Source organism: Providencia sp. LY12 (genome assembly GCF_057621555.1).
Window position 1 is genome coordinate 2,019,078 of sequence record NZ_CM172594.1, and the last position, 22,363, is coordinate 2,041,440.

At 42.6% G+C, this 22,363-nt stretch carries 22 protein-coding genes; 11 read left to right on the plus strand and 11 right to left on the minus strand.

Features of this window, described 5'->3' with window-relative positions; all coding sequences use genetic code 11:
- Positions 1 to 61: 61 nt before the first annotated feature.
- Complete coding sequence (locus ACY3ZI_RS09615; protein WP_487377304.1) at positions 62 to 622, plus strand: TorD/DmsD family molecular chaperone; 561 nt, start codon at positions 62 to 64, stop codon at positions 620 to 622.
- A 76-nt stretch (positions 623 to 698) separates the two neighbouring features.
- Complete coding sequence (locus tag ACY3ZI_RS09620; RefSeq protein WP_487377305.1) at positions 699 to 1,427, plus strand: YnfC family lipoprotein; 729 nt, start codon at positions 699 to 701, stop codon at positions 1,425 to 1,427.
- Positions 1,428 to 1,538: 111 nt separating this feature from the next.
- Here ACY3ZI_RS09620 and ACY3ZI_RS09625 read toward each other — a convergent pair whose 3' ends face one another.
- A complete protein-coding gene (locus ACY3ZI_RS09625; RefSeq protein WP_154603922.1) occupies positions 1,539 to 2,099 on the minus strand; it encodes a lipoprotein in 561 nt (186 codons plus the stop codon).
- Positions 2,100 to 2,138: 39 nt separating this feature from the next.
- The gene (gene mdtH, locus ACY3ZI_RS09630) at positions 2,139 to 3,344 is read right to left on the minus strand and encodes a multidrug efflux MFS transporter MdtH (protein WP_036954565.1); all 1,206 of its coding nucleotides are present in this window, start codon (positions 3,342 to 3,344) and stop codon (positions 2,139 to 2,141) included.
- A gap of 546 nt (positions 3,345 to 3,890) precedes the next feature.
- Between mdtH and ACY3ZI_RS09635 the strand changes: the two genes are divergently transcribed.
- A complete protein-coding gene (locus ACY3ZI_RS09635; RefSeq protein ID WP_487377306.1) occupies positions 3,891 to 6,146 on the plus strand; it encodes a TonB-dependent receptor domain-containing protein in 2,256 nt (751 codons plus the stop codon).
- 140 nt (positions 6,147 to 6,286) lie between these two features.
- On the opposite strand, the gene ACY3ZI_RS09640 is transcribed toward ACY3ZI_RS09635, so the two are convergent.
- A complete protein-coding gene (locus ACY3ZI_RS09640) occupies positions 6,287 to 7,309 on the minus strand; it encodes an alpha/beta hydrolase family protein (protein ID WP_211885451.1) in 1,023 nt (340 codons plus the stop codon).
- Between the two features lie 256 nt (positions 7,310 to 7,565).
- Between ACY3ZI_RS09640 and rimJ the strand changes: the two genes are divergently transcribed.
- Together rimJ and murJ are read left to right on the plus strand one after the other, a co-directional pair.
- On the plus strand, positions 7,566 to 8,153 hold the full coding sequence (gene rimJ, locus ACY3ZI_RS09645) for a ribosomal protein S5-alanine N-acetyltransferase (RefSeq protein WP_036954560.1): 588 nt from the start codon (positions 7,566 to 7,568) through the stop codon (positions 8,151 to 8,153).
- 78 nt (positions 8,154 to 8,231) lie between these two features.
- Complete coding sequence (gene murJ / locus ACY3ZI_RS09650; RefSeq protein ID WP_487377309.1) at positions 8,232 to 9,770, plus strand: murein biosynthesis integral membrane protein MurJ; 1,539 nt, start codon at positions 8,232 to 8,234, stop codon at positions 9,768 to 9,770.
- Positions 9,771 to 9,841: 71 nt separating this feature from the next.
- On the opposite strand, the gene amtB is transcribed toward murJ, so the two are convergent.
- From amtB to argS, 3 genes are all read right to left on the minus strand, one after another.
- Positions 9,842 to 11,134, minus strand: coding sequence for an ammonium transporter AmtB (gene amtB / locus ACY3ZI_RS09655; protein WP_487377311.1), 1,293 nt, complete (start codon positions 11,132 to 11,134; stop codon positions 9,842 to 9,844).
- A 12-nt stretch (positions 11,135 to 11,146) separates the two neighbouring features.
- Complete coding sequence (locus ACY3ZI_RS09660; RefSeq protein ID WP_036954549.1) at positions 11,147 to 11,485, minus strand: P-II family nitrogen regulator; 339 nt, start codon at positions 11,483 to 11,485, stop codon at positions 11,147 to 11,149.
- A 251-nt stretch (positions 11,486 to 11,736) separates the two neighbouring features.
- Entirely contained in the window at positions 11,737 to 13,467 is a 1,731-nt protein-coding gene (gene argS / locus ACY3ZI_RS09665; RefSeq protein WP_487377313.1) for an arginine--tRNA ligase, read from the minus strand.
- Positions 13,468 to 13,641: 174 nt separating this feature from the next.
- Here argS and ACY3ZI_RS09670 point away from each other — a divergent pair, with 174 nt between their 5' ends.
- The 3 genes from ACY3ZI_RS09670 (at position 13,642) to ACY3ZI_RS09680 (ending at position 15,702) form a co-directional block, all read left to right on the plus strand.
- Entirely contained in the window at positions 13,642 to 14,196 is a 555-nt protein-coding gene (locus ACY3ZI_RS09670) for a VOC family protein (protein WP_211885459.1), read from the plus strand.
- Positions 14,197 to 14,373: 177 nt separating this feature from the next.
- Positions 14,374 to 15,135, plus strand: coding sequence for a copper homeostasis protein CutC (cutC, locus tag ACY3ZI_RS09675; RefSeq protein ID WP_108478196.1), 762 nt, complete (start codon positions 14,374 to 14,376; stop codon positions 15,133 to 15,135).
- A 138-nt stretch (positions 15,136 to 15,273) separates the two neighbouring features.
- Positions 15,274 to 15,702, plus strand: coding sequence for a hypothetical protein (locus tag ACY3ZI_RS09680; protein WP_487377316.1), 429 nt, complete (start codon positions 15,274 to 15,276; stop codon positions 15,700 to 15,702).
- Between the two features lie 102 nt (positions 15,703 to 15,804).
- On the opposite strand, the gene cmoB is transcribed toward ACY3ZI_RS09680, so the two are convergent.
- The 5 genes from cmoB to ACY3ZI_RS09705 form a co-directional block, all read right to left on the minus strand.
- Positions 15,805 to 16,776, minus strand: coding sequence for a tRNA 5-methoxyuridine(34)/uridine 5-oxyacetic acid(34) synthase CmoB (gene cmoB / locus ACY3ZI_RS09685; RefSeq protein ID WP_211885464.1), 972 nt, complete (start codon positions 16,774 to 16,776; stop codon positions 15,805 to 15,807).
- Complete coding sequence (gene cmoA, locus ACY3ZI_RS09690; protein ID WP_487377318.1) at positions 16,776 to 17,528, minus strand: carboxy-S-adenosyl-L-methionine synthase CmoA; 753 nt, start codon at positions 17,526 to 17,528, stop codon at positions 16,776 to 16,778. Before cmoA ends, cmoB begins: the two co-directional genes overlap by 1 nt.
- A gap of 92 nt (positions 17,529 to 17,620) precedes the next feature.
- Positions 17,621 to 18,019 (minus strand): MAPEG family protein, encoded by a 399-nt coding sequence (locus ACY3ZI_RS09695; protein ID WP_211885468.1) that lies wholly within the window; start codon positions 18,017 to 18,019, stop codon positions 17,621 to 17,623.
- Positions 18,020 to 18,124: 105 nt separating this feature from the next.
- Entirely contained in the window at positions 18,125 to 18,529 is a 405-nt protein-coding gene (locus tag ACY3ZI_RS09700) for an NUDIX hydrolase (RefSeq protein WP_036948295.1), read from the minus strand.
- A gap of 72 nt (positions 18,530 to 18,601) precedes the next feature.
- A complete protein-coding gene (locus ACY3ZI_RS09705) occupies positions 18,602 to 18,940 on the minus strand; it encodes a DUF4377 domain-containing protein (protein ID WP_036948292.1) in 339 nt (112 codons plus the stop codon).
- A 351-nt stretch (positions 18,941 to 19,291) separates the two neighbouring features.
- On the opposite strand from ACY3ZI_RS09705, the gene aspS reads away from it, so the two are divergent.
- Genes aspS through ACY3ZI_RS09720 form a run of 3 tightly spaced genes read left to right on the plus strand, consistent with a single transcriptional unit; the run spans position 19,292 to position 22,269 of the window.
- Positions 19,292 to 21,061 (plus strand): aspartate--tRNA ligase, encoded by a 1,770-nt coding sequence (aspS, locus tag ACY3ZI_RS09710; RefSeq protein ID WP_036948289.1) that lies wholly within the window; start codon positions 19,292 to 19,294, stop codon positions 21,059 to 21,061.
- On the plus strand, positions 21,061 to 21,495 hold the full coding sequence (gene nudB / locus ACY3ZI_RS09715; RefSeq protein WP_108478191.1) for a dihydroneopterin triphosphate diphosphatase: 435 nt from the start codon (positions 21,061 to 21,063) through the stop codon (positions 21,493 to 21,495). The genes aspS and nudB overlap by 1 nt, the downstream gene beginning before the upstream one ends.
- Positions 21,496 to 21,525: 30 nt before the next feature.
- Positions 21,526 to 22,269 carry a YebC/PmpR family DNA-binding transcriptional regulator gene (locus ACY3ZI_RS09720; protein ID WP_036948283.1) on the plus strand — a complete coding sequence of 248 codons (744 nt, stop codon included), beginning with the start codon at positions 21,526 to 21,528 and terminating at the stop codon, positions 22,267 to 22,269.
- The last annotated feature ends 94 nt before the right edge of the window (positions 22,270 to 22,363 follow it).

A 22,363-nucleotide genomic window follows, 5' to 3' on the forward strand; every position in this document is an offset into this window, starting at 1 on the left:
CTGCATCGCATCATGATCACGAAAAAGTGATTGCAGGAAAATCGCCAACAGGAAGAAACCCATGAATGAATTCTCAATCGTCTGCCGTATTTTAGGTACCTTATTTCAACGCTCTCCGGACGATGCGCTTGTGAAGCCTCTTATCGATATGATTGCTCAAGATAAGCTCAAAGCCTCATGGCCGTTGGAGCAAGATGAACTGTGGGCAAGAATGGCGAAGGCAGTGGATCACAAGGCTATCACGGCGGATTATCAAGCGATGTTTGGTAGTGAACCAACGGTTCCGCCTTTTGCTCATCGCTATGATGAAGAAATCACTGAAGCAGAAATTCGCGAATTCCTAGTGACCCGTGGAATGACCTTAACGGATGCCCCAACGGATGCATTTGGTGCGCTACTGTTAGCCGCATCATGGCTAGAAGACCAAGCCGCTGAAGATGAAACCGCCGCGCAGGAAGAGCTATTCGACAGCTATATCCTGAGCTGGTATGGCGCATTTCTGGGGAAAGTTGAGGCTCACGCGACAACACCGTTTTACCGTACATTAGCGCAAATTACCCGCGATGCCGTAATTGCACTGCGTGATGAGTTAGAATCTGACTCAGAAAATGATGATGAATAAGTGACACCGTCACTTAAAGACTAATGATTGGGGGAAGACGGCGCTGAAACGTCTTTTCTCATCAAAGGTTAAAAGGATGGACACGATGACCTCGATAAAACTTCATGGCTTGATGTTGCTCTTTATTTCACCGTTAGCACTGGCACAAGTGGATAATGATTTACCTAGCTACAGTAAACGTATGGTTAATTACAGTACTGAATTTCAATTTGACCCGCTTTACGGAAAAGTAAAAGAATTAACACAAATCATGAACGATGAAAAAGGGCTCAGCAAAAGAGTGACTGTGTCTTTTAATCTCCACGGTTGTCTCAACAATTTAAGTTATTACAATAGAGACAGTGAAACAGCATTTGTGATTGTCAGAAAATTTAAGCAACTTTATTACTTAGTAGATAAACAAAAATTCAAAGGTTATGGCATCGATAAGATGTGCAATTTACAAACCGGAGAACTGCAAGATTGGAAATATTATTACCGTGATGGTCTTGTTAATAAGATCACTCAAGGGAAGAAAGAGATAGCGACATTTGTTTATGGTGAACATTTTTTACCGATAGAAACGACATATTTTGATGAAAATGAAGTTATTAATACAAAAAATGAATACTTTTTCACTAATGGCTTAGTCACTAAAATTCTTTTTCATACGACGAAAAATCAGCAACCGTTTGTCGAAACTACTCAAAAATGCACGCATTATGATGATCATAAAAACCCAACTGTATGTACCAGTGTGGTGACATACAGTGATGGACGGGTAGAAAAATTCGATTTTGAATACAAAACGAGTTATTACGAGTGACTTTTTAGTATTAAAAATAAATGGCATTCCAATAAAAAAGCAACCGACTAGAAAGGTTGCTTTTTTCATTTTTAGATTATCAATTTATCAATCAAAAATATTTATGGTCAATTAATCAACCATTGGAATAACTAATTTACCCGGCTTGATTTCTAAACCTTTAGCGAGTTTTTTCGCGGTCGCTTCTGCGGCGCTATTATCTGGGTTGAGCACATAGACAGGCTGAGTCGCGAAGAAGGTCTCAAGGGAGCTATTTAAATACGGGATCACCACAGAAATGGCGGTTTCCATATTTTCGGGTGTAATTTTATATTGGGTAATTTTCAGCTCTTTCAAATAGATAGAGCCTGTTTGTGCATCAAAAACAGGGCGCGCGGTTAAGGTCAATGCAATATCGGCCGCCGCAGCACCAAGTAGTGAATTCATTGTGACAGTGGCTTCGCCTTTTAATGCAATAATACCCGGTTCGCTACGACCAATTTCTGATTGTAAGTTATGCAAGGTGATATCCGCATCTGCAAACCCAGTAATGCCGATATTATTTTCGTACTTAACCTTGGTCGCAAGGTAACTGTTAATTTGTGATTCACTGATAGTAAATTCGGTTAATTTGTCACAACCCGTGAGAATAAATAGCAATCCAAAGATAGATGCCAAGAAAATGTTTTTCATAATCACTCCTTTATACAGTAATAACCCAAGTGTAACGTATTACTGCCCGCTCAACATGACTGTTTCAATTTTTTTACGGTTAAATTGGCGATGAAGCGCCCATAAGGTGATAAAACCAATAGTGCCGAGCAAGAACCAAGGAAGTTGAGGTATATTCCATTGGTGCCCAATATCGTACATCCAACCGCCACCGGTATAACCAACTGCACCGCCTAGCGCAAGACCGAGTCGGCTAAAGCCCATATAACTGCCACGGGCGCGAGGGTCGGCAAGGGATGCGCTCAGGGTTTCACGAGCAGGATCGGCGGTGATAGTGCCTAAATAGAAAATCCCAATCAACACAAACAAAATATTGACCGATGTGGTCATACCGATAGGGAACATACTCAGGCTCATTAAAAATAACCCTGCCATCAAACGTTGCTCTAAGCGAAAATGTTTTTCGCTCCAACGGGCAATTGGATAAAGCAGTGTTAGGGAAATTGCCGCTTCAATAGCATACATCCATTTCACCGCCGTTGGTGTGCCAGCCAATTCGTTAACGGCGATAGGAAACATCAGCATTACTTGTACTGACAGCATAAAGTAGCCAGAAAGCGTGATCACATAAGTCACAAAGCGGGTGTCTTTCAAGACTCGACGCATCCCATCACGAATAGGGGCTTTGATGGTGGAAATGCGATAAGCAGGAAGTAGCCAAGCATTAAGTAGAGCCGCAATCACAAACACTGCCGCGCCAGCCCAGCAAACATAGTGGAAGTCATACTGTAAAAGCCAGCTACCAATTAATGCCCCAATCACCGCGCCAGCGCTGTCCTGCATAAATAATAATGAGTAAAAACGCCCACGCTCATAAGGGCGGGTCAATTTAATCACTAAAGCGGTACGAGGAGGGTCAAACAAGGTGCCCCCAAGGGCAGACAATATACAAGAAAGCCATAACACCCAAGGGTCATAAGCCAAAGCCATCAACACAAAGCCTGCGGCACGCAACAGCATCCCAATAATAATTAACGGTTTTGCACCAAATCGGTCGGCAATAGCTCCCCCAAAAATCCCAAATCCTTGCTGCACAAATTGGCGTAATCCAAGGGCAAACCCAACCACCACAGCTGCCCAGCCAAGCTGCTCAACAAAGCGAATTGAAATTAAAGGGAAAACCACGAAAAAGCCAAGAACAACCAGCATATTATCGAGTAAAAGGAAATATTTGCCGAGGCTTCTTGCCCGTGATACCTGCGCCATGAAACACCATAAAAAAATAGTAACGGAAGGAATGATTCTTATTAATAGTATCAGGAGTTTGGCGGGAATGATGGTATATGCACCATGATATTTTTTTATCGATAAATCCGTCATATTTCCCATTATAGGGGTGTTGGCTACGTTCGTTCGCCCTCGTCACATACTGATGTATGCTCCAAGGGACTCACTCACTTGCCGCCTACCTCTAATGTGAACTATTTAGGATTTAGGGTGGGAAGATATTTCCCATTATAGGGGGGTTGGCTGCGCTCGCTAGATGATTACATAAATGATAATGATACTCATTTTGATCTTGATAATTATTATCATTAATGTATATTTCAAGGCTTGTTAATATTTGTAAGGGAAATGAGTACGTAACCATTCAATAAATAAGGTTTTTCGAATGAGTTACATCTATGGCATTGCACTTAAATTTACTTTAAATGCATAAATTGAAAAGTATAAAAAATATATCCTCATATTTTTATACGCTATTTCGTCACGTCTATTTAATCATCATTAATTAATGAAGGCATTACTTAAATGATATTTCAAAATAAAAGTATAATTAGTTTAATTATTATATGTTCTACAAATACAGCCTTAGCAAATCAAACCAATATTTCGACTCAAAAAGATAAACTTCTCGTCACAGCCAGCAAAATAAAGCCAAATAGCAAGCAAATAGACGCCAATGATATTTCTACCGTAAGAGGAACAACCAATTCAGATATATTTGCTAATAAAACTTCATTACAAGTTAATAATGCACGAAATGAAGCGGGTGCATTAGATATTGGTATTCGGGGGTTACAAGGGAATGGACGAGTGCCAATTATTATTGATGGCAGTTTGCAATCAACCAATACATGGCGTGGTTACCAAGGAAGTACAGATAGAACTTATGTGGATATGGATTTAATCGATACAATTGAAATCGAAAAAGGGGCTTCTATGAGTAAATTCTCAGGAGGAGCCATCGGAGGTACGGTTAAATTAAAAACATTATCAGCAAACAGTATTATTCCTCAAGGTGACCAATTTGGTTTCTTATTTAAGGGGAATATTTACAATAATAACCGACGCCCAACTATCGCTTCAGATGAGAAAGGAGAATCTGGATATCGTGTTTCAAATGGCGTTAAAAATTCACATTTTAATAATGGCTCTATCACGACAGGGGTTGCATATCGAAATGATAAATTTGATATATTACTGGCACATAGTGATAGAAAACAAGGGAACTTCTTCGCCGGTAAAAATGGTTATCATAAATACGAAAATACAGATGCTCCTATTAAGCCAGGGCAAGAAGTGGTTAATACCAGTTATGAAAGCCAGTCAACATTATTAAAAACCAATATTTATCTTAACCCATACTCAAGTATTGAATTAAATTACCGCCATCATGAACAAAAAGCAGGTGAGGTTTTAGCGGCGTATTGGTATCAATACGATGGGAAAATGCCACAGTGGTCTTTAGGCACCGCAGATATTGATACTGCCTCTTTAAATTATTCTTATAAACCCGATTCATTATGGGTAGATATGAATTTAGGCGTATGGTGGACAAAAGGGAAATTTAAACAACGTAATGGCACAACGGATGATGTTACCGCGCACTATGGTAATCAATATCAGCACCGCTACACTGATGAGCGAGTGGGCTTTAATTTAGAAAATACGTCTGAGTTTGCAGATTATCCTATCGATATCACTTACGGTGTGGAATATATGCAACAAAAATCAAAGCCATTGACTAAAACCTATCAACCGATTTGGACTCCAGAAGGAACAATACCCGGTGAGGAATTAGACTCTGTAACGCGTAATGCTAAAGGAACGAATAAATCCGTCTTTACCAATATGGCATATCAAGGGGAGTGGGTGAGTACTTTAGTCGGGTGGCGTATTCACGCTTTCGATGTTGATGACCATGTTTTAGGTAAAAGTACTAGCTATGGTCCAAAAAATGATTTAATGGGTGAACTGCGTTTCCATGTAACTGACGAATTTGATATTTATACAAAATATTCTGATAGCTATAGAGAACCGAGTTTATTCGAGAGCACTGCATCAGGACAAACCTATTCGTATTCTCCGGATGTTCCATTAAAACCAGAGCATGCTAAATCATTTGAAGTTGGGATGAATGTAGAAAAAGAAAATCTTATATTTGATGAAGATAATACTGAATTACGTGTGGCTTATTTTAATAATGATATTAAAGGGTATCTTTCTCAAGGTGTAAACCCAACGGGAGTTTATTCTCCATATGTGGTGATGAAAAACTATGACAGCTTTAAACTCTCAGGTTATGAAATTGAACTGAAATACGATTCTAATTACGCATTTGGTTCATTCGATGCGACTTTTTATAACAATTCTGAGTTATGTTCAAGAGATGAAATGGAGCTAGGTCGTCTCCCAACCGCATGTAATTCTGTTGGGTTTGCTTGGGGGTTATCACCTTCACGGATCCCATCGAAAAAGGTTGTGACTGGAATTGTTGGGGTGAAAATGTTTGATCAAAAACTACAAACAGGTTTACGAGTTCGTTATAACTCTGGCAAAGATTACCCTCATGAGTGGCTAGCGGGAACCGCTGCTGCCCCAGTAACTAAGCTGTACTCAACCACGACATTTGATTTGTTAGGCCAATATCATGTTTCGAAAAATATTCATGTGAATTTTAATATTGATAACCTAACTAACCGCTATGCATTTGACCCAGGAACTGTGATTTATATGCCTATCCCTGGAAGAACGTTTAGGCTTGGTTTGGAAGCAAAATTTTAATTAATATCGTGATTGTTACCTTAGGCTTATATTAGCCTAAGGTAATATAGAATTCTTGGTTGGATTTAATAAATTGATTTTTATGGTTTTTCTTGGTGATGTCTATGGTGTGCTACAAGGATTGACGCCAGCTCCAACACCTATTTACGCATGTTGTTCATCATAAAGTTAGAAATAAGCTCGGTCATTTCCTTGTGTGCATCACTTCTATTTCTCTTGTTTCCATCCTTACAAATAATTCCTTCGCCAGCATACTCTGCATCCAATAAGGCAACTGCACCAGGTTTACATAATTGCATAAAGCTAAAATGCGTAGTGTCAGGGAGCTCAATATAAGATGACGTATCTTTGGGGATATATATATGTAAGTAACCTGACTCTAATTTAGCGGGCATATCACCAATATCGATACCAGCTGCAATAATCAATGTGGGAGTTTGAATTTTCGCCAAGCTTTCTTGAGAAAATCCTCTTAATAAACCGGCATCTAAGGATATAACGGTGGTGATCCTAGGGTCTGCCATGTTGTTATTTAATGCAGGATTATTCAGGTCTAAAGTTGATGATAATTTGCAAGCAGCTAGGATGGCGTGTTCAATACAATCTTCTTGAAATAACTGGGTATCAAACCTTCCACCCGATAAAGCAACGACTGTCCAACCACCTAAAGAATGCCCGATAGCAATAATATTGTTGTTATCGATGTGCTTCTTAAATAAAGGGTCTAACGTTAAGTAATCGATAACTCGGCTTAGATCTCTGGGACGTTCCCTCAATTGTTTGGCTTGCTGGCTGTCTAGATTAAATGTTGTTGTACCCGGATGGTTAGGGGCGGCAACGATATATCCTTTATTAACAAGCTCGCTCGCTAGCCAACTTAAGTTATTCCAACTTCCCGCATAGCCATGAGAAAGAATAACTAATGGAGATTTAATATCAGAGGGGGCTCCATCATTTATGACATCTATTCCGTAAAAAGCAGCATTATCACTGACTTTTATTGAGTTGTTATTGGGTGGTGTGGGGTACCAGATAGCAACATTTAGCGGTCTTTCGCTGCCTTTATCGATAGTGATATTTTTGAATCCAACGGACGATGAAATCTGTGCAATGACGGAATGAGAGAATAGGGTCAAGATTAAAGCGAAATATAATCGGGACATCGGAGGTTCCTGAAGTATTATTAGTTTATGTATTTCTAATGCTCTAGCTTAAGGTGAAAAGCACGAAATAGGAGTATCTAGGGTTTATCTGTAAACATCAATTGTGTGTTTTTTACGGACACATGAAATAAAACAAAACCAACCGCTCAAAAAATGACTTAATTATAGAGAGAATTGAATTAGTTAAGTGATAAATTTAAGTTATAATTCAAACATCGAAAGTAAGACTGGTAACACTACTAATTAAGGGCTAACGATGTTTGGTTATCGTTCAAATGAACCCAAAGTGCGTCTAATGACAGACAGAATGATTATCCGTTTAGCCTACGAACGAGATAATTACCGACTTGCGGACTATTACAGCTTAAACAAAGAGTTCCTAACCCCATGGGAACCTACCCGTGACAACTCTCATTTTAACCCTTCAGGTTGGAACAACCGCCTACATGCCATGAGCGAAATGCATCGCCAAGGCAGCGCGTTTCATTTCCTTTTATTGGATAAAGATGAAAACGAAGTGATTGGCGTCGCGAATTTTAGCAATATTTTACGCGGCTCCTTCCATGCGTGTTATCTGGGCTATTCGCTGGGTGAAAAATGGCAGGGACAGGGGCTGATGTACGAAGCTTTAACCCAAATTATTCGTTACATGCAAAAACACCAAGGCATGCACCGCATCATGGCGAATTACATGCCCCATAATATGCGCAGCGGTAACTTGCTCACTCGCCTAGGTTTTGAACGTGAAGGTTATGCAAAGCAGTATCTCGAAATTAATGGAGAATGGCGCGACCACGTCTTAACGGCATTAACCGACAATGAATGGAAGTCGACTAAAGCCTAAACATTTACTCTACAATCGTAGTCAGTTTTGCCATCCGCTGTTAAACTGCTGCGATTGTCTTCTTTTAGTCTAGCAATCATGAATTTATTAAAATCTTTAGCGGCAGTCAGCTCGATGACGATGATGTCACGGGTTTTAGGCTTCATTCGTGACGCCATTATTGCCCGTGTATTTGGTGCGGGAGCGGCTTCTGATGCCTTCTTTGTCGCCTTTAAACTCCCTAACTTATTACGTCGAATTTTTGCTGAAGGGGCGTTTTCTCAAGCATTTGTTCCCATTCTTGCCGAATATAAAAACCAGCAGGGCGAAGAGGCCACGCGCACGTTTGTAGCCTATATTTCGGGGATGCTTACATTAGCATTGGCGATCGTGACGGTTGTCGGCATGTTTGCTGCGCCGTGGGTCATTTATGTGACGGCGCCGGGTTTTACCACGAATGCCGATAAATTTGCACTAACGACAGATTTATTGCGTGTGACGTTCCCTTATATTTTCTTGATCTCATTGGCATCTTTAGCGGGTGCGATCCTTAATACGTGGAACCGCTTTTCGGTACCCGCGTTTGCACCGACGCTATTAAACGTCAGCATGATTTTCTTTGCAGCGTTCGCTGCGCCGTATTTTGACCCGCCGATTATGTCTCTGGCTTGGGCTGTTCTTGTTGGTGGTGTGCTGCAATTGGGTTACCAATTACCGCATTTAAAGAAAATCGGTATGTTGGTATTGCCACGTTTATCGTTCCACGATAGTGGCGTTTGGCGAGTCATGAAGATGATGGGACCGGCGATTATCGGGGTTTCTGTCGCGCAAATTTCATTAATTATTAACACGATCTTCGCCTCATTCCTGCAATCAGGTTCGGTATCATGGATGTATTATGCCGACCGCTTAATGGAGTTACCTTCAGGGGTGCTTGGTGTTGCACTGGGTACCATCCTATTGCCATCGCTCTCTAAAAGTTTTACTAGCGGAAATCACCAAGAATATCGCCATTTAATGGATTGGGGATTACGTTTATGTTTATTACTGGCACTACCGTGTGCGGTAGGGCTAGCGATATTATCTGAAGCGTTAACGGTTTCGCTTTTCCAATATGATAAATTTACCGCTCACGACTCCTTGATGACCCAGTATGCATTAATGGCCTACTGTGTAGGCTTAACGGGGATGATTTTAGTAAAAATCTTGGCGCCAGGTTTCTATTCTCGCCAAGATATTCGTACTCCGGTCAGAATAGCGATAGTCACTTTGATCCTGACTCAGTTAATGAACTTAGCCTTTATTGGACCTCTGCAACATGCAGGTTTAGCGCTGTCTATTGGGCTGGCGGCATGTTTTAACGCCGGTGTTCTGTATTGGCAGTTACGCAAGCAAGATATTTTCCAGCCGTTAGCAGGCTGGCGCGGTTTCTTAGTTAAATTGTTTGTTGCCTTGGCGGTGATGGTTGTGGTGCTATTTGGCGTACTGCACTTTATGCCACCGTGGCAAGACGGCAATATGCTGATGCGCATGTTACGTTTGATGGGGGTAGTGGTTGTTGGTGCAGGGAGCTATTTTGTGGCGCTGTATCTATTAGGCTTCCGCCCGCGTGACTTTATGAAGCGTAGTATTGCGTAGTTCTTATAATCTCCATATGTATTAGCTTTACATCGAACAAACTCCCCCCTCAATCGAGGGGGAGTAGACAATTACGGATGATAAGCGCGCTCGCCATGAGTGGTAAGATCCAACCCATCGCACTCTTCTTCTGGGGAAACCCGCAGACCAACTAGCTTATCCGCCAGTTTAAAGGCGATAAATGCGACAACACCCGACCATACAATGGTGACCACAATACTCTCAAGCTGAACAAAGACTTGGTGAGATAACGTGACGTTGTCACGATAACCGAGTCCCCCAAACAGCGTCGAGGTAAACACGCCTGTGAGTATGCAGCCAACAATACCGCAGGTGCCATGGATACCAAAAACATCACACACATCATCGGCTTTTAACCAACGTTTTAAGACGACAACCCCCCAAAGCCCAATAATTCCTCCGACAATACCAATAACAAGTGCACCAATAGGACCAACAGTACCGGCCGCAGGTGTGATAGCGACTAATCCAGAGATACAACCGGAGCAGCTTCCAAGCATGGAGGGTTTTCCTCTCAATAACCACTCAGTAAATGTCCATGAAAGGATAGCGCCAGCCGTGGCAATCACCGTGTTAATAAACGCCAGTGCGGCAATATTATTGGCACTGCCTGCGGAGCCTGCGTTAAAGCCAAACCACCCAATATACAGTACCGCGGTACCCATAAAGACCATCGGTAAGTTATGGGGCTTTAGCACCACTTGGCTGTAGTCACTACGTTTACCCAGCAAATAGGCGCCAACCAGTGCAGCGACAGCGGCATTAATGTGCACTACGGTTCCACCTGCAAAATCGAGAGCGCCATCATCCGCCAGCCATCCACCTTCAGCCCACACCATATGCGCGATAGGTACATAAGAGAAGGTAAACCAAATCACGGTAAAAATAAGAAGTGCGGAGAAACGCACGCGTTCTCCCAGTGCTCCGACAATTAATGCGAGGGTAATAACCGCAAATGAGCCTTGGAAGGCAACATGGATATATCGATTAATGGAACCCGATAAATCGTCGATGGACATCGCGCTTAGAAACGTTAAAGAGCCATCCCCAAAGATTTTATTTCCTGCGGTGAAAGCGAGGCTATAGCCGAATACAAACCAAAGAATAATCACCACACTAAAAATCAGCATTACTTGGGTGATCAGCGATAACACGTTTTTGCTGCGTAATAATCCGCCATAAAACAGCGCAATTCCGGGGATGGTCATAAAAAATACCAACGCCGTACAGATCAACATAAAAGCATTATCCGCTTTATCAACTGCATTCACTTCCGACGCATAGGCGGGAAGTGCGAAATAACTTAAGGCGAAGAGTGTGGCAGGTAACCATAATCGTCTCATTATTTATCTCCCTTAAAGTGCGTCATCGCCGGATTCGCTGGTACGAATGCGAACGGCCTGTAGAAGTTCAAAAACAAACAGCTTTCCATCTCCCACTTTCCCCGTATCTGCGGTACGAATAATCGCATCGAGAGCGGGTTCCAGTAAGTCATCGCTGATAGCAATCTCCATTTTGGTTTTGGGTAGAAAACTCACTTCATATTCCGCACCACGGTAAAGTTCCGCGTGACCCTTTTGTCTGCCATATCCTTTGACTTCACAGATGGTCATCCCTTGTATTCCTAACTCAGTGAGTGCTTCACGAACATCTTCTAATTTGAACGGTTTAATAATTGCGATGATGTACTTCATAAATCCCCCTGTCTTTTTGAAAAGGCAAAAGAGATAAAGCAAGCATCGTGCCAAATGTTAAATTTTTGTTTTTAGGGCGTAATAAATTGAAATGAAGGGAAATAATGAGAGGTTGCTCACCAAATAAGTGCAAGCTATCTATCCGTTACAACAAATTGCTCAAAAATAGTGCAGAAAAGAGAGGGGAAAGGGAGGGGAGAAGTGAAAAGCAAAAAGCCCACCGAAGTGGGCTTTAAACAAAAGAATAAAACTTACATTCTTTCGACGGTTTCGATACCTAATGTATCCAGACCTGCTTTTAAGGTTTTTTGCGTTAATAAAGCCAGTTTTAAACGGCTTTGACGCTGTGCATCGGTGTCTGCGGACAAAATAGGGCAATGTTCATAGAAACTAGAGAACAGACCCGCTAAGTCATACAGATAAGCACACATAACGTGTGGCGTACCTTCACGTGAAACTGTTAAGATTGTCTCTTCAAACTGCATTAAACGCGTTGCTAATGCCATTTCGTGTGGTGCTTCTAATACGATTGGTAAAGTTAAATCTGCTTCGGTAATGTCCGCTTTTTTGAAGATAGAGGCAACGCGAGTATAGGCATATTGCATATATGGCGCGGTGTTACCTTCAAAGGCTAACATATTGTCCCAATCGAAAATGTAGTCAGTGGTACGGTTTTTAGACAGGTCAGCATATTTAACCGCGCCGATACCTACGACATTAGCAAGATTCAGCAATTCCTCTTCTGCCATATCCGGGTTTTTCTCCCGGATCAGCGTTTGGGCGCGTTCAACGGCTTCATCTAACAGGTCGGACAGACGAACAGTACCGCCTGAACGGGTTTTGAATGGCTTACCGTCTTTTCCTAGCATCATTCCGAACATATGGTGCTCAAGCGCCATGGATTCTGGAATATAGCCCGCTTTACGGACGATAGTCCAAGCTTGCATTAAATGTTGATGCTGGCGGGAGTCGATGTAATACAAAGAGCGATCCGCATGCAAGGTTTCATAACGGTATTTTGCACAGGCGATGTCGGTGGTGGTGTACAGGAAACCGCCATCTTTCTTCTGGACGATAACGCCCATCGGTTCGCCTTCCTTGTTTTTGAATTCATCAAGGAAAACTACCGTTGCACCTTCGCTTTCTACGGCTAAACCTTTGGCTTTTAAGTCAGCAACGATGCCTGGTAGCATGCTGTTATACAGGCTTTCACCCATCACATCGTCTTCCGTTAACGTGACGTTTAAACGGCGATAAGTTTCTTGGTTCTGTTGCATGGTGATATCAACCAGTTTACGCCACATTTTACGGCAGTATTCATCACCAGATTGTAGTTTCACCACGTAACCACGAGCACGAAGGGCAAAGTCTTCATCTTCGTCGTAATGTTTTTTCGCTTCGCGATAGAATTCTTCGAGGTCTGAAAGCGCCATGTCGCTGGCATCTTCATTTTGCACTTTTTCTAAGTAAGCAATCAGCATCCCGAACTGTGTACCCCAGTCGCCTACGTGATTAGCGCGGATCACTTTGTGACCGATAAATTCTTGGGTACGTGCCGCAGCATCACCAATAATCGTGGAGCGCAAATGACCAACGTGCATCTGTTTTGCAACGTTAGGCGCGGAGTAGTCAATCACGATGGTTTCGGCTTTAACAGGTGCTAGGCCTAAACGGTCGCTGGTCAGCGCGTTTTCTGCGTGAGTCGCAATCCATGTTGGGTCGATAAAAATGTTGATGAAACCGGGACCGGCGATTTCAATTTTAGATGCGATACCTTCGAGATCTAATTGGCTGACAATTTGCTCGGCCAGTTGTCGGGGAGGCAGACCCATTTTTTTCGCAGCTCCCATCACGCCGTTAGCCTGATAGTCACCAAATTGCGCTTTAGCTGATTGACGAACAAGGGCGTCACAGCCTTCTGGAGCTCCCGCTGCTAGCATTGCAGCACTGATTTTATCTGAAAGAATAGCCTGAATATTCACCGGATTACCTTAAATAACGAACATAGTTACCGCATTGTGCCATTTCATGGGCGTAACTAAAAGGTGGAAGAGAAAAAACGGCAGGTTTTATACCATATTTTGGGGGAGTCGTGCTACAGTCTGGCGCTTGTTTCACTTTTTATTATCTTTGTTTTTTTCAATAGAGTTATGTGAATGTTAGATTTCGATAAAATCCCTCAGTTAAATGATTTATGGTGTGACCTGCCTTATTTTGAAAAAAAAGTGACGGCAATGGCGCATGCACTCGGTTTGTCTTTGACAGATTATGTGATTGACCATATTTCTGTACGTTGCCATCATCAGGAAACCGCAGAGCGTTGGCATGATGGGCTATTACAATGCGCCGAGTTACTTTCCGATAACCTGATTAATGGTCGCCCAATTCGTCTTTATGATCTGAAAAAGCCCATTCAAGTTGCTGGGCAGGATGTCTATATTATTGAACTGCCTTTTCCAAAAGATAAAATCTATCCTCAAGAGAGCTGGGAACATATTGAAATGGTCATAGAGGTCGCGCCAGAATTGTTGGAAGAGACAGCGCGTCGTTTATTACCGGACACACTACCAGAGGGCTACTCCTATAAAGTGAGTCAACCTAAAGGTCAGCAAGAAAGACTGCCAAATCCGACTTTGGCCGTGACAAACGGCTTAATTACCCTCAAATATCACCCATTTTCCCTTAGAAACATCGTTGAAAGCGAAAAATAAGTGATGCAATTAACGTTATTGATCATTATTTAGAGCCAACTCTAAATGGTGTGATATCACGCAGATAACATTTAACAAAAAGTGGCATAGTTAGTTGAATGCCTAATAAAAAGCACGTTTTGGCCCTCAATTTTCAGCTCATATTCTACTGAGCTTATGACCATTTTGGAGATCTTCATGGCGAAACTGGAAATTTGCTGTTTTGGTATAGAATGCGCCGAAGTCGCGCAAGAATATGGTGCAAATCGCATTGAGCTCTGCTCGGGGGCAGCAGATGGGGGGCTAACACCAAGCTACGGCTATTTAAAATTGGCGAGAGAGAAACTTCATATTCCTGTTCATCCCATTATTCGTCCTCGTGGTGGCGATTTTTGCTATAACGTGAGTGAATTTGATGTGATCCGTGAAGATTTACAGATGATCAAGGAGATGGGGTTTCCCGGCGCAGTGGTGGGGATCTTAGATACAGAAGGGCGCATTGATATCGAACGGATGCAGACCTTAATGGAAATTGCGAATGGAATGGAGATTACTTTCCATCGTGCTTTTGATATGTGTATCAATCCGTTACTGGCATTAGAGCAACTTAAAAACCTTGGGGTGGCACGTATTTTAACATCCGGTCAGCAACAAAGTGCTGAGTTAGGTTTGCCGCTACTGAAAGAGTTGCACGAAAAAAGCCGTGAAATTAATGGTCCAATCATTATGGCTGGCGCGGGAGTTCGGTTGGCGAATATGACCAAGTTTATGGAAATTGGTCTAACGGAAGTACACAGCTCCGCAGGGAAAACCGTCCCTTCCAGTATGAATTACCGCAAAGCCGGTGTAACCATGGCATCAAACAGTGAAACCGATGAGTTCACGCACTACTGTGTGGATGGACCAACGGTGGAAGCGATGATGGACTTTATTTCTATAACGGAAAAAGTTCCGGCGTAAATCATAAATTCGGAATAGGACTGACTGAATTTGTGATAGGGAGAGTTAAGATAGGGAGGTTAAATACCTCCCTTTGTTTTTAGATTGTTGAACTTAGCAAAAACTAAAAACCGCTGAATGAATTTTAAGGAAAAAATCATGCTGAAAAAAATTGTATTAACTTCATCACTTTTGCTTATCACAACCTCCTCATTTGCTTTTTCATTAGCTGAAAAAGAGAAGCATCAAAAGTATGAAACGGAAGTTTCCTCTCAAATCACGGCATTAAATAAAACCTGTGGGTCAGACATTAAAGCAAACTTCGATTGGGCAACCTTTTCAAAAGAGCAACTCGAAACTATGGGTATCGATGGTTATAGCAAAGAGATGCTCAAGGGAATAGCCAATGTCTGTGAACACTCTGAACTGGCAAAACAGTCAGTCGGTGAGAAAATCAAAAACATTAACTATTCCTATACCAAGCCTAGAGCAATTGAATTAAAAGATGGCACGCTATCGTTAGGAATGGATTTTGATTCGGCGAATGATGCAAAAGCGGTTGAAGAGTATTTAATGAATAATTTGTAGCCGTTATTTTTTGTGGCACAAAAATAAAAACCCCCGTGAGTTGTCGATGAACTTTTGGGGGTTTTATCGTGTACGGTCGGTGAGAATTGCCGTCTTACAATATTACGGTTTTTTCGCCACTAAAATCGCACGTAGAGGGGCAGGATACCCTTCGATGGTTTTGGATTGATCATTAGGGTCTAAAAATTCCGCTAACGAATCCGTTTGCATCCACTCAGTACGACGCTGTTCGTCTAACGAAGTCACCGCTTGGTCAACAATGCGTACATCGACAAAACCGCATTTCTCTAACCATACTTTGAGCATTTTGGCGGAAGGAATAAAGTAAACGTTGCGCATTTGTGCATAGCGATCGCCAGGGATCAGGCATTGGAATTCATCACCTTCAATCACTAAACTTTCCAACACTAACTCACCTTCACTGACGAGTTGATCTTTTAACTGCCATAAATGGTCGAGTGGGGAGCGACGATGATACAGAACGCCCATCGAGAATACGGTATCAAAGGCTTTTAAGGCGGGAAGTTGTTCAATACCTAATGGTAATAAATGTGCGCGTTGGTCATCACCTAACAGTTTTCTAACCGCTTCAAATTGGCATAAAAACAGTTCAGTAGGATCGATGCCGACAACAAACTCCGCTTCTTCGCCCAGCATACGCCACATGTGATAACCACTTCCGCAGCCCACATCTAACACATGGCGGCCTTTTAATGGGGAAATATGTGGCAGAACGCGATCCCATTTCCAATCTGAACGCCATTCGGTATCGATATTGACGCCATAGAGAGAAAATGGCCCTTTACGCCAAGGTTTCAGCTGCCCCAAAATATTGTTTAACCGGCGAGTTTCACCTTCTGTTAATTCCGGATCGCGCGTTGCAGTGACACTATTTTTAATATCTAACTGGGTTGGTGTCATGACAGGCAGGTTATCTAACATTTTCTCCCATGAAGAGAACCCACCGTGTAGACCTTCTTTCTTCCATGCCGCCAGTTGAGCAGGCAGTGTTTCTAACCAATGGCTAAGAGGGCCAACGGCAATTTGTTGATAAAAACGACCGAAATCGATCATTACTGCCCCTCTTTTAATGCTAATAATGAACCGAAGTTAAAACATTGGAACCAAACTTCACAATGGGTGAATCCAACGCGTTTTAGGCGGGCTTTATGCGCTTCAACAGAGTCGGTGAGCATGACATTTTCGAGCATGCTGCGTTTTTGGCTGATTTCGAGTTCGCTATACCCGTTGGCGCGTTTGAAATCATGGTGCATGTTGAAAAGCAATTCACCAATTTGCTTATCTTCAAAATTGAATTTCTCAGATAACACTAAAATGCCACCAGGCAATAACCCTTGATAAATTTTAGTGAGTAATTTTTCGCGGTCATCGGGATTTAAAAACTGCAATGTGAAGTTAAGGATAACCATGGACGCATTTTCAATATGAATATCGCGAATATCCCCTTCGATAACCTCGACAGGGGTTTGGGCTTTATACGCATCAATATGACGGCGGCAGCGTTCAACCATGGCGGGTGAATTATCGACAGAAATAATTTTGCAGTTTTCCGCTGAAATATTTCGACGAACAGACAGGGTGGCGGCACCAAGGGAACAACCCAGATCATAGACTTGGCTATTTGGTGTCACAAAACGACCCGCTAGCATCCCAATCATGGTGATGATATTGGAGTAACCCGGTACGGAACGTTGGATCATATCGGGGAAAACTTCAGCCACTTTTTCATCAAACTTCCAGTCACCTAAATTGGCGATCGGCGCGGAGAAAAGGCTGTCTTTATGGTTTGGATCCTGACTTGACATAGACTTGTATTAATTAGCAGAACAAAAGTAGTGGCGGATTGTAGCAGAAAGCCATATAACCTGAAAACCAATCCGCACAAAAGTAAGGAAAACTAAAAGGAGAACGACACCATTTGTACCCAAGGTAGATAATAGGCATTGGCCATGACCATCAAGGCGAGAGCCAAATAAGTTCCCATCATTCCCATTCGACGCTGTGAATAGTCATGGTTTTTTAAACCGTAAGAGTGGAGCATGCGGCTTGCAATTAGCAGAATGCCGCAAACATGGATCATCCATACTTTGGCGCCATTCATCTCCATTAACAGTAATAAAATTAATGAAATTGGAATGTATTCGATGGCATTGCCATGCACACGGATAGCGGTTTGCAGTTCAGAAAACCCACCATCGCCAACAGACACACGGTACTGATTTCTTAGCTTTACGACATTGAGTGATAGTCTCAGTATCAATAAGGCTCCTAGTACAGCGTATAAAGAACTGACCATTTTTTACTCTACCTCTGTGGAGATAAATTAAATTTTCTAAATTTTAAAACCTAATAGGTAAATCTACAAATAGAAATATATCGATTTTGATAATTCATTTTTGAATTATTGAATAAGATTATCCGCTTTGAGTTGCGCCAAGACAGCTATCGCGGTGATAGAGCAGCGGTCAGTATCATTGGAATCTAGCCACACTAGTTCAGCAATTTCAGCCGCGGGTTGAGGGATGCCGTCGTAATCAGCGTGGTAGCAACGAATACAAACCTGTGTGCCATCCTGTTTGCCATCGGCTAACCCTGTGAATTCTCCGTAGAATCGGATGGATTCAGGGTGCAAGGTTAATGTGAGTTCCTCATCGATTTCGCGAGCAAGCGCCTGTTGGTCAGTTTCACCGTGCTCACGTTTCCCGCCAGGAATATAAAATAGGGTTTTATTATGGGAACGAACCATGGCAACTTTGCCATTTTGAATGGTAATTAAACCTAATTTATCAATGATTTTAGTGCTCATCTTTTGCCTTAACCTGTTGTAGCTTGTGGTCAATCATAGAAAAGAGCAGGTGGTTTTACACCTGCGTCGACATTATTTTTTCTCGATAACTTTGACTAACTCATAACGGATGCTTGGTGCATCAGCGGGTGGGTTAGGCACATCAAATTGTTGAACCTCTAGCACGTAGTTATAGCCCGGCTCATAGCTGAATCCTTGAATGGATGAGTAAAAATATTGCCAATCATCAGTTGGTTTTTCTTTAACTTTCATGCATTTCATAGGTGCAACGCCGACACAGTCAGCCAGAGAGGAGTCGATATAAAAGATTTTATTGTTGCTATTGGTGGGCTTCATCGTATTGGTATTATTTCCGTTTTGGCATCCTGCAAGCAGAACAAGAAGGGATGATGCGAGTAGAATTTTTTTCATAAAGGTTCCTCTAGTTTCAGGCAAAAGTGTCTGAATATGAGTAATTATAGCAAAATGAGACGGGTAATTATTCCCAAAAAAATTATGATCTAACAAACAATCAAATTTTAATTCTCAATTGGGTGTGTGATTTTTTTAGATTCGTTGGGATCGTTTTAATAGATAAGAACCATTTTTATTGATTAGAGATGGTTTTTTTGTATCAATTTCGCAGTTAAGCTGTATAGCAAACTGTTTGTCTAACAGAATTTCCTATATAATGTCTGCCTTTTTTGACATTCTGAATTTTCAGCTAAATGCCAAATTCCCGCAGCAAGCAAAAGCACAACAAGCTGAGTAAAAGGATAGAGTATGCGTACTAATTATTGTGGGCAATTAAATATCGCTCATGAAGGCCAGAAGGTCACTCTTTGTGGATGGGTAAACCGCCGTCGTGACTTAGGTGGTTTGATTTTTATCGATATGCGTGATCGTGAAGGTATCGTTCAAGTTTTCTTCGATCCAGAGCGTAAAGACATATTTGAGAAAGCGTCAGAACTGCGTAACGAGTTCTGCATCCAAATCACAGGTACAGTACGTGCGCGCCCAGATAGCCAGAAAAACAAAGACATGGCTACGGGTGAAATTGAAATCTTTGCTGAAGGTCTGGAAGTCTTTAACAAATCTGAACCTCTGCCGTTAGACAGCAATCAAACCAACACGGAAGAGCGTCGTTTAAAATACCGTTATTTAGATTTACGCCGTCCGGAGATGTCAGACCGTCTGCGTACTCGCGCGAAAATCACCAGCTTTGTTCGTAACTTTATGGACAAAGAAGGCTTTATGGACGTTGAAACGCCAATGCTAACTAAAGCGACGCCAGAAGGTGCGCGTGATTACTTAGTACCAAGCCGTGTTCATAAAGGCAAATTCTATGCATTGCCACAATCCCCTCAGTTGTTCAAACAGCTGCTGATGATGTCTGGTTTTGATCGTTACTATCAAATCGTAAAATGCTTCCGTGACGAAGATTTACGTGCTGACCGTCAACCTGAATTTACCCAAATCGATGTGGAAACCTCGTTCATGAGCGCGGAACAAGTTCGCGAAGTGATGGAGCGTATGATCCGCAACTTGTGGCTTGACGTGAAAGGCGTTGATTTAGGCGATTTCCCAATCATGACCTTCGCAGAAGCGATGCGTCGTTACGGTTCAGATAAACCAGACCTGCGTAACCCAATGGAACTGGTTGATGTTGCTGATATCGTTAAAGATGTTGAATTCGCAGTATTTGCGGGGCCAGCAAATGATCCTAAAGGTCGTGTTGCAGCCCTGAAAGTGCCAGGCGGCGCAGCAATGACCCGTAAACAAATTGACGAATACGGCAATTTCGTGGGCATCTATGGTGCGAAAGGCTTAGCGTGGATGAAAATCAACGAACGCGCGAAAGGCTTAGAAGGCATTCAAAGCCCAGTTGCTAAATTCCTAAGCTTAGAAATTATCGAGCAAATTATTGAACGTACTGGCGCTGCCGATGGCGATATTATCCTGTTTGGTGCGGGTGCGAAAAATGTGGTGACTGACTCCATGGGCGCACTACGCCTGAAAGTGGGTCGTGACTTCGAGCTGACCAACTTAAATAGCTGGCAGCCACTGTGGGTTATCGATTTCCCAATGTTTGAAGAAAATGGCGAAGGCGGCTTAACCGCAATGCACCACCCATTCACTTCACCAAAAGATTTCACACCGGAAGATCTGGCGAAGAACCCTGAAGATGCCGTTGCGAATGCCTACGATATGGTTATCAATGGTTACGAAGTGGGTGGCGGTTCTGTCCGTATTCACCGCAGTGAAATGCAACAAACCGTATTCGGTATTTTAGGTATCAATGAAGAAGAACAACGTGAGAAGTTCGGCTTCCTGTTAGATGCACTGAAATATGGTACGCCACCACATGCAGGTTTGGCATTTGGTTTAGACCGCTTAGTGATGCTGTTAACTGGAACTGATAACATCCGTGATGTTATTGCCTTCCCGAAAACGACCGCAGCGGCATGTTTAATGACCAATGCGCCAAGTCATGCAAACCCTGATTCGCTGACTGAGTTAGCGATTGCAGTTGTGGCGAAAGAAGAAGAGTAATGAAAAGTTATAAGCGCCCAGAATCGGTATTAGTCATTATGGTGGCTGAAAACACGGGGCGGGTGCTTATGATGCGGCGTAAAGATGATCCAGACTTCTGGCAATCAGTAACCGGAAGTTTGGAACTTCATGAAAACAGTGCTGCGGATGCAGCGCTTCGCGAAATCAAAGAAGAGACGGGGTTTAACCCGCAACCAAGTCAGTTACATGATTTGTCGAAAAGTATCATCTTTGAAATTTTCCCGCATTTCAGGCATCGTTATGCACCGGATGTAACCCACTGTAAAGAACATTGGTTTAAATTGGTGCTAAGTGATGAACAAACGCCATTACTGACTGAACACACAGAATTTTGTTGGCTTGAACCGCAACAGGCGGCAAAGCTGACAAAATCGTGGAGCAACAGCCAGGCTATTTTAGAATTTGCTGTTTAATTATTTTATTGACGTTTTTGGAGATATTTCATGGCAGGTCATAGTAAGTGGGCCAACACCAAACACCGTAAAGCGGCGCAAGACGCAAAACGCGGTAAGATTTTCACTAAAATTATTCGTGAGCTGGTCACTGCAGCGCGTTTAGGCGGCGGCGATGTCGCAACTAACCCACGTTTGCGTGCTGCTGTGGATAAAGCATTATCAAACAACATGACTCGCGACACATTAAACCGTGCGATTGCGCGTGGTGTGGGTAATGATGACAACGATAATATGGAAACCATCATTTATGAAGGTTACGGTCCTGGCGGCACAGCGGTTATGGTTGAATGTTTAAGTGACAACCGTAACCGTACCGTCTCTGAAGTTCGCCACGCGTTTACGAAAACGGGCGGTAACTTAGGGACTGATGGTTCTGTATCTTATCTGTTCACCAAACGTGGCGTGATCACTTACGCACCGGGCGTGGACGAAGATGCTCTGATGGAAGCTGCATTGGAAGCGGGTGCCGACGACGTTGAAACTTACGATGATGGCGCGATTGACGTTTACACTACACCAGAAACGTTTGGTGAAGTGAAAGATGCGCTGGATGCCGCTGGTTTTACTAGCGAAAACGCTGAAGTTTCTATGGTTCCATCCACTAAAGCCGAACTTGATGTTGAAACTGCCCCTAAATTACTGCGTCTGATTGATATGTTAGAAGATTCAGACGACGTACAGGAAGTTTATCATAACGGTGATATCTCTGATGAAGTTGCTGAGCAACTGTAATTAAGACGATGTCTGCGTAGAGAAAGCGGGCTGTGTCCAGCCTGTTTTCTCTAACGCCTCTCCCATCTTCACCTTCTCTTTTATTTGCTATATT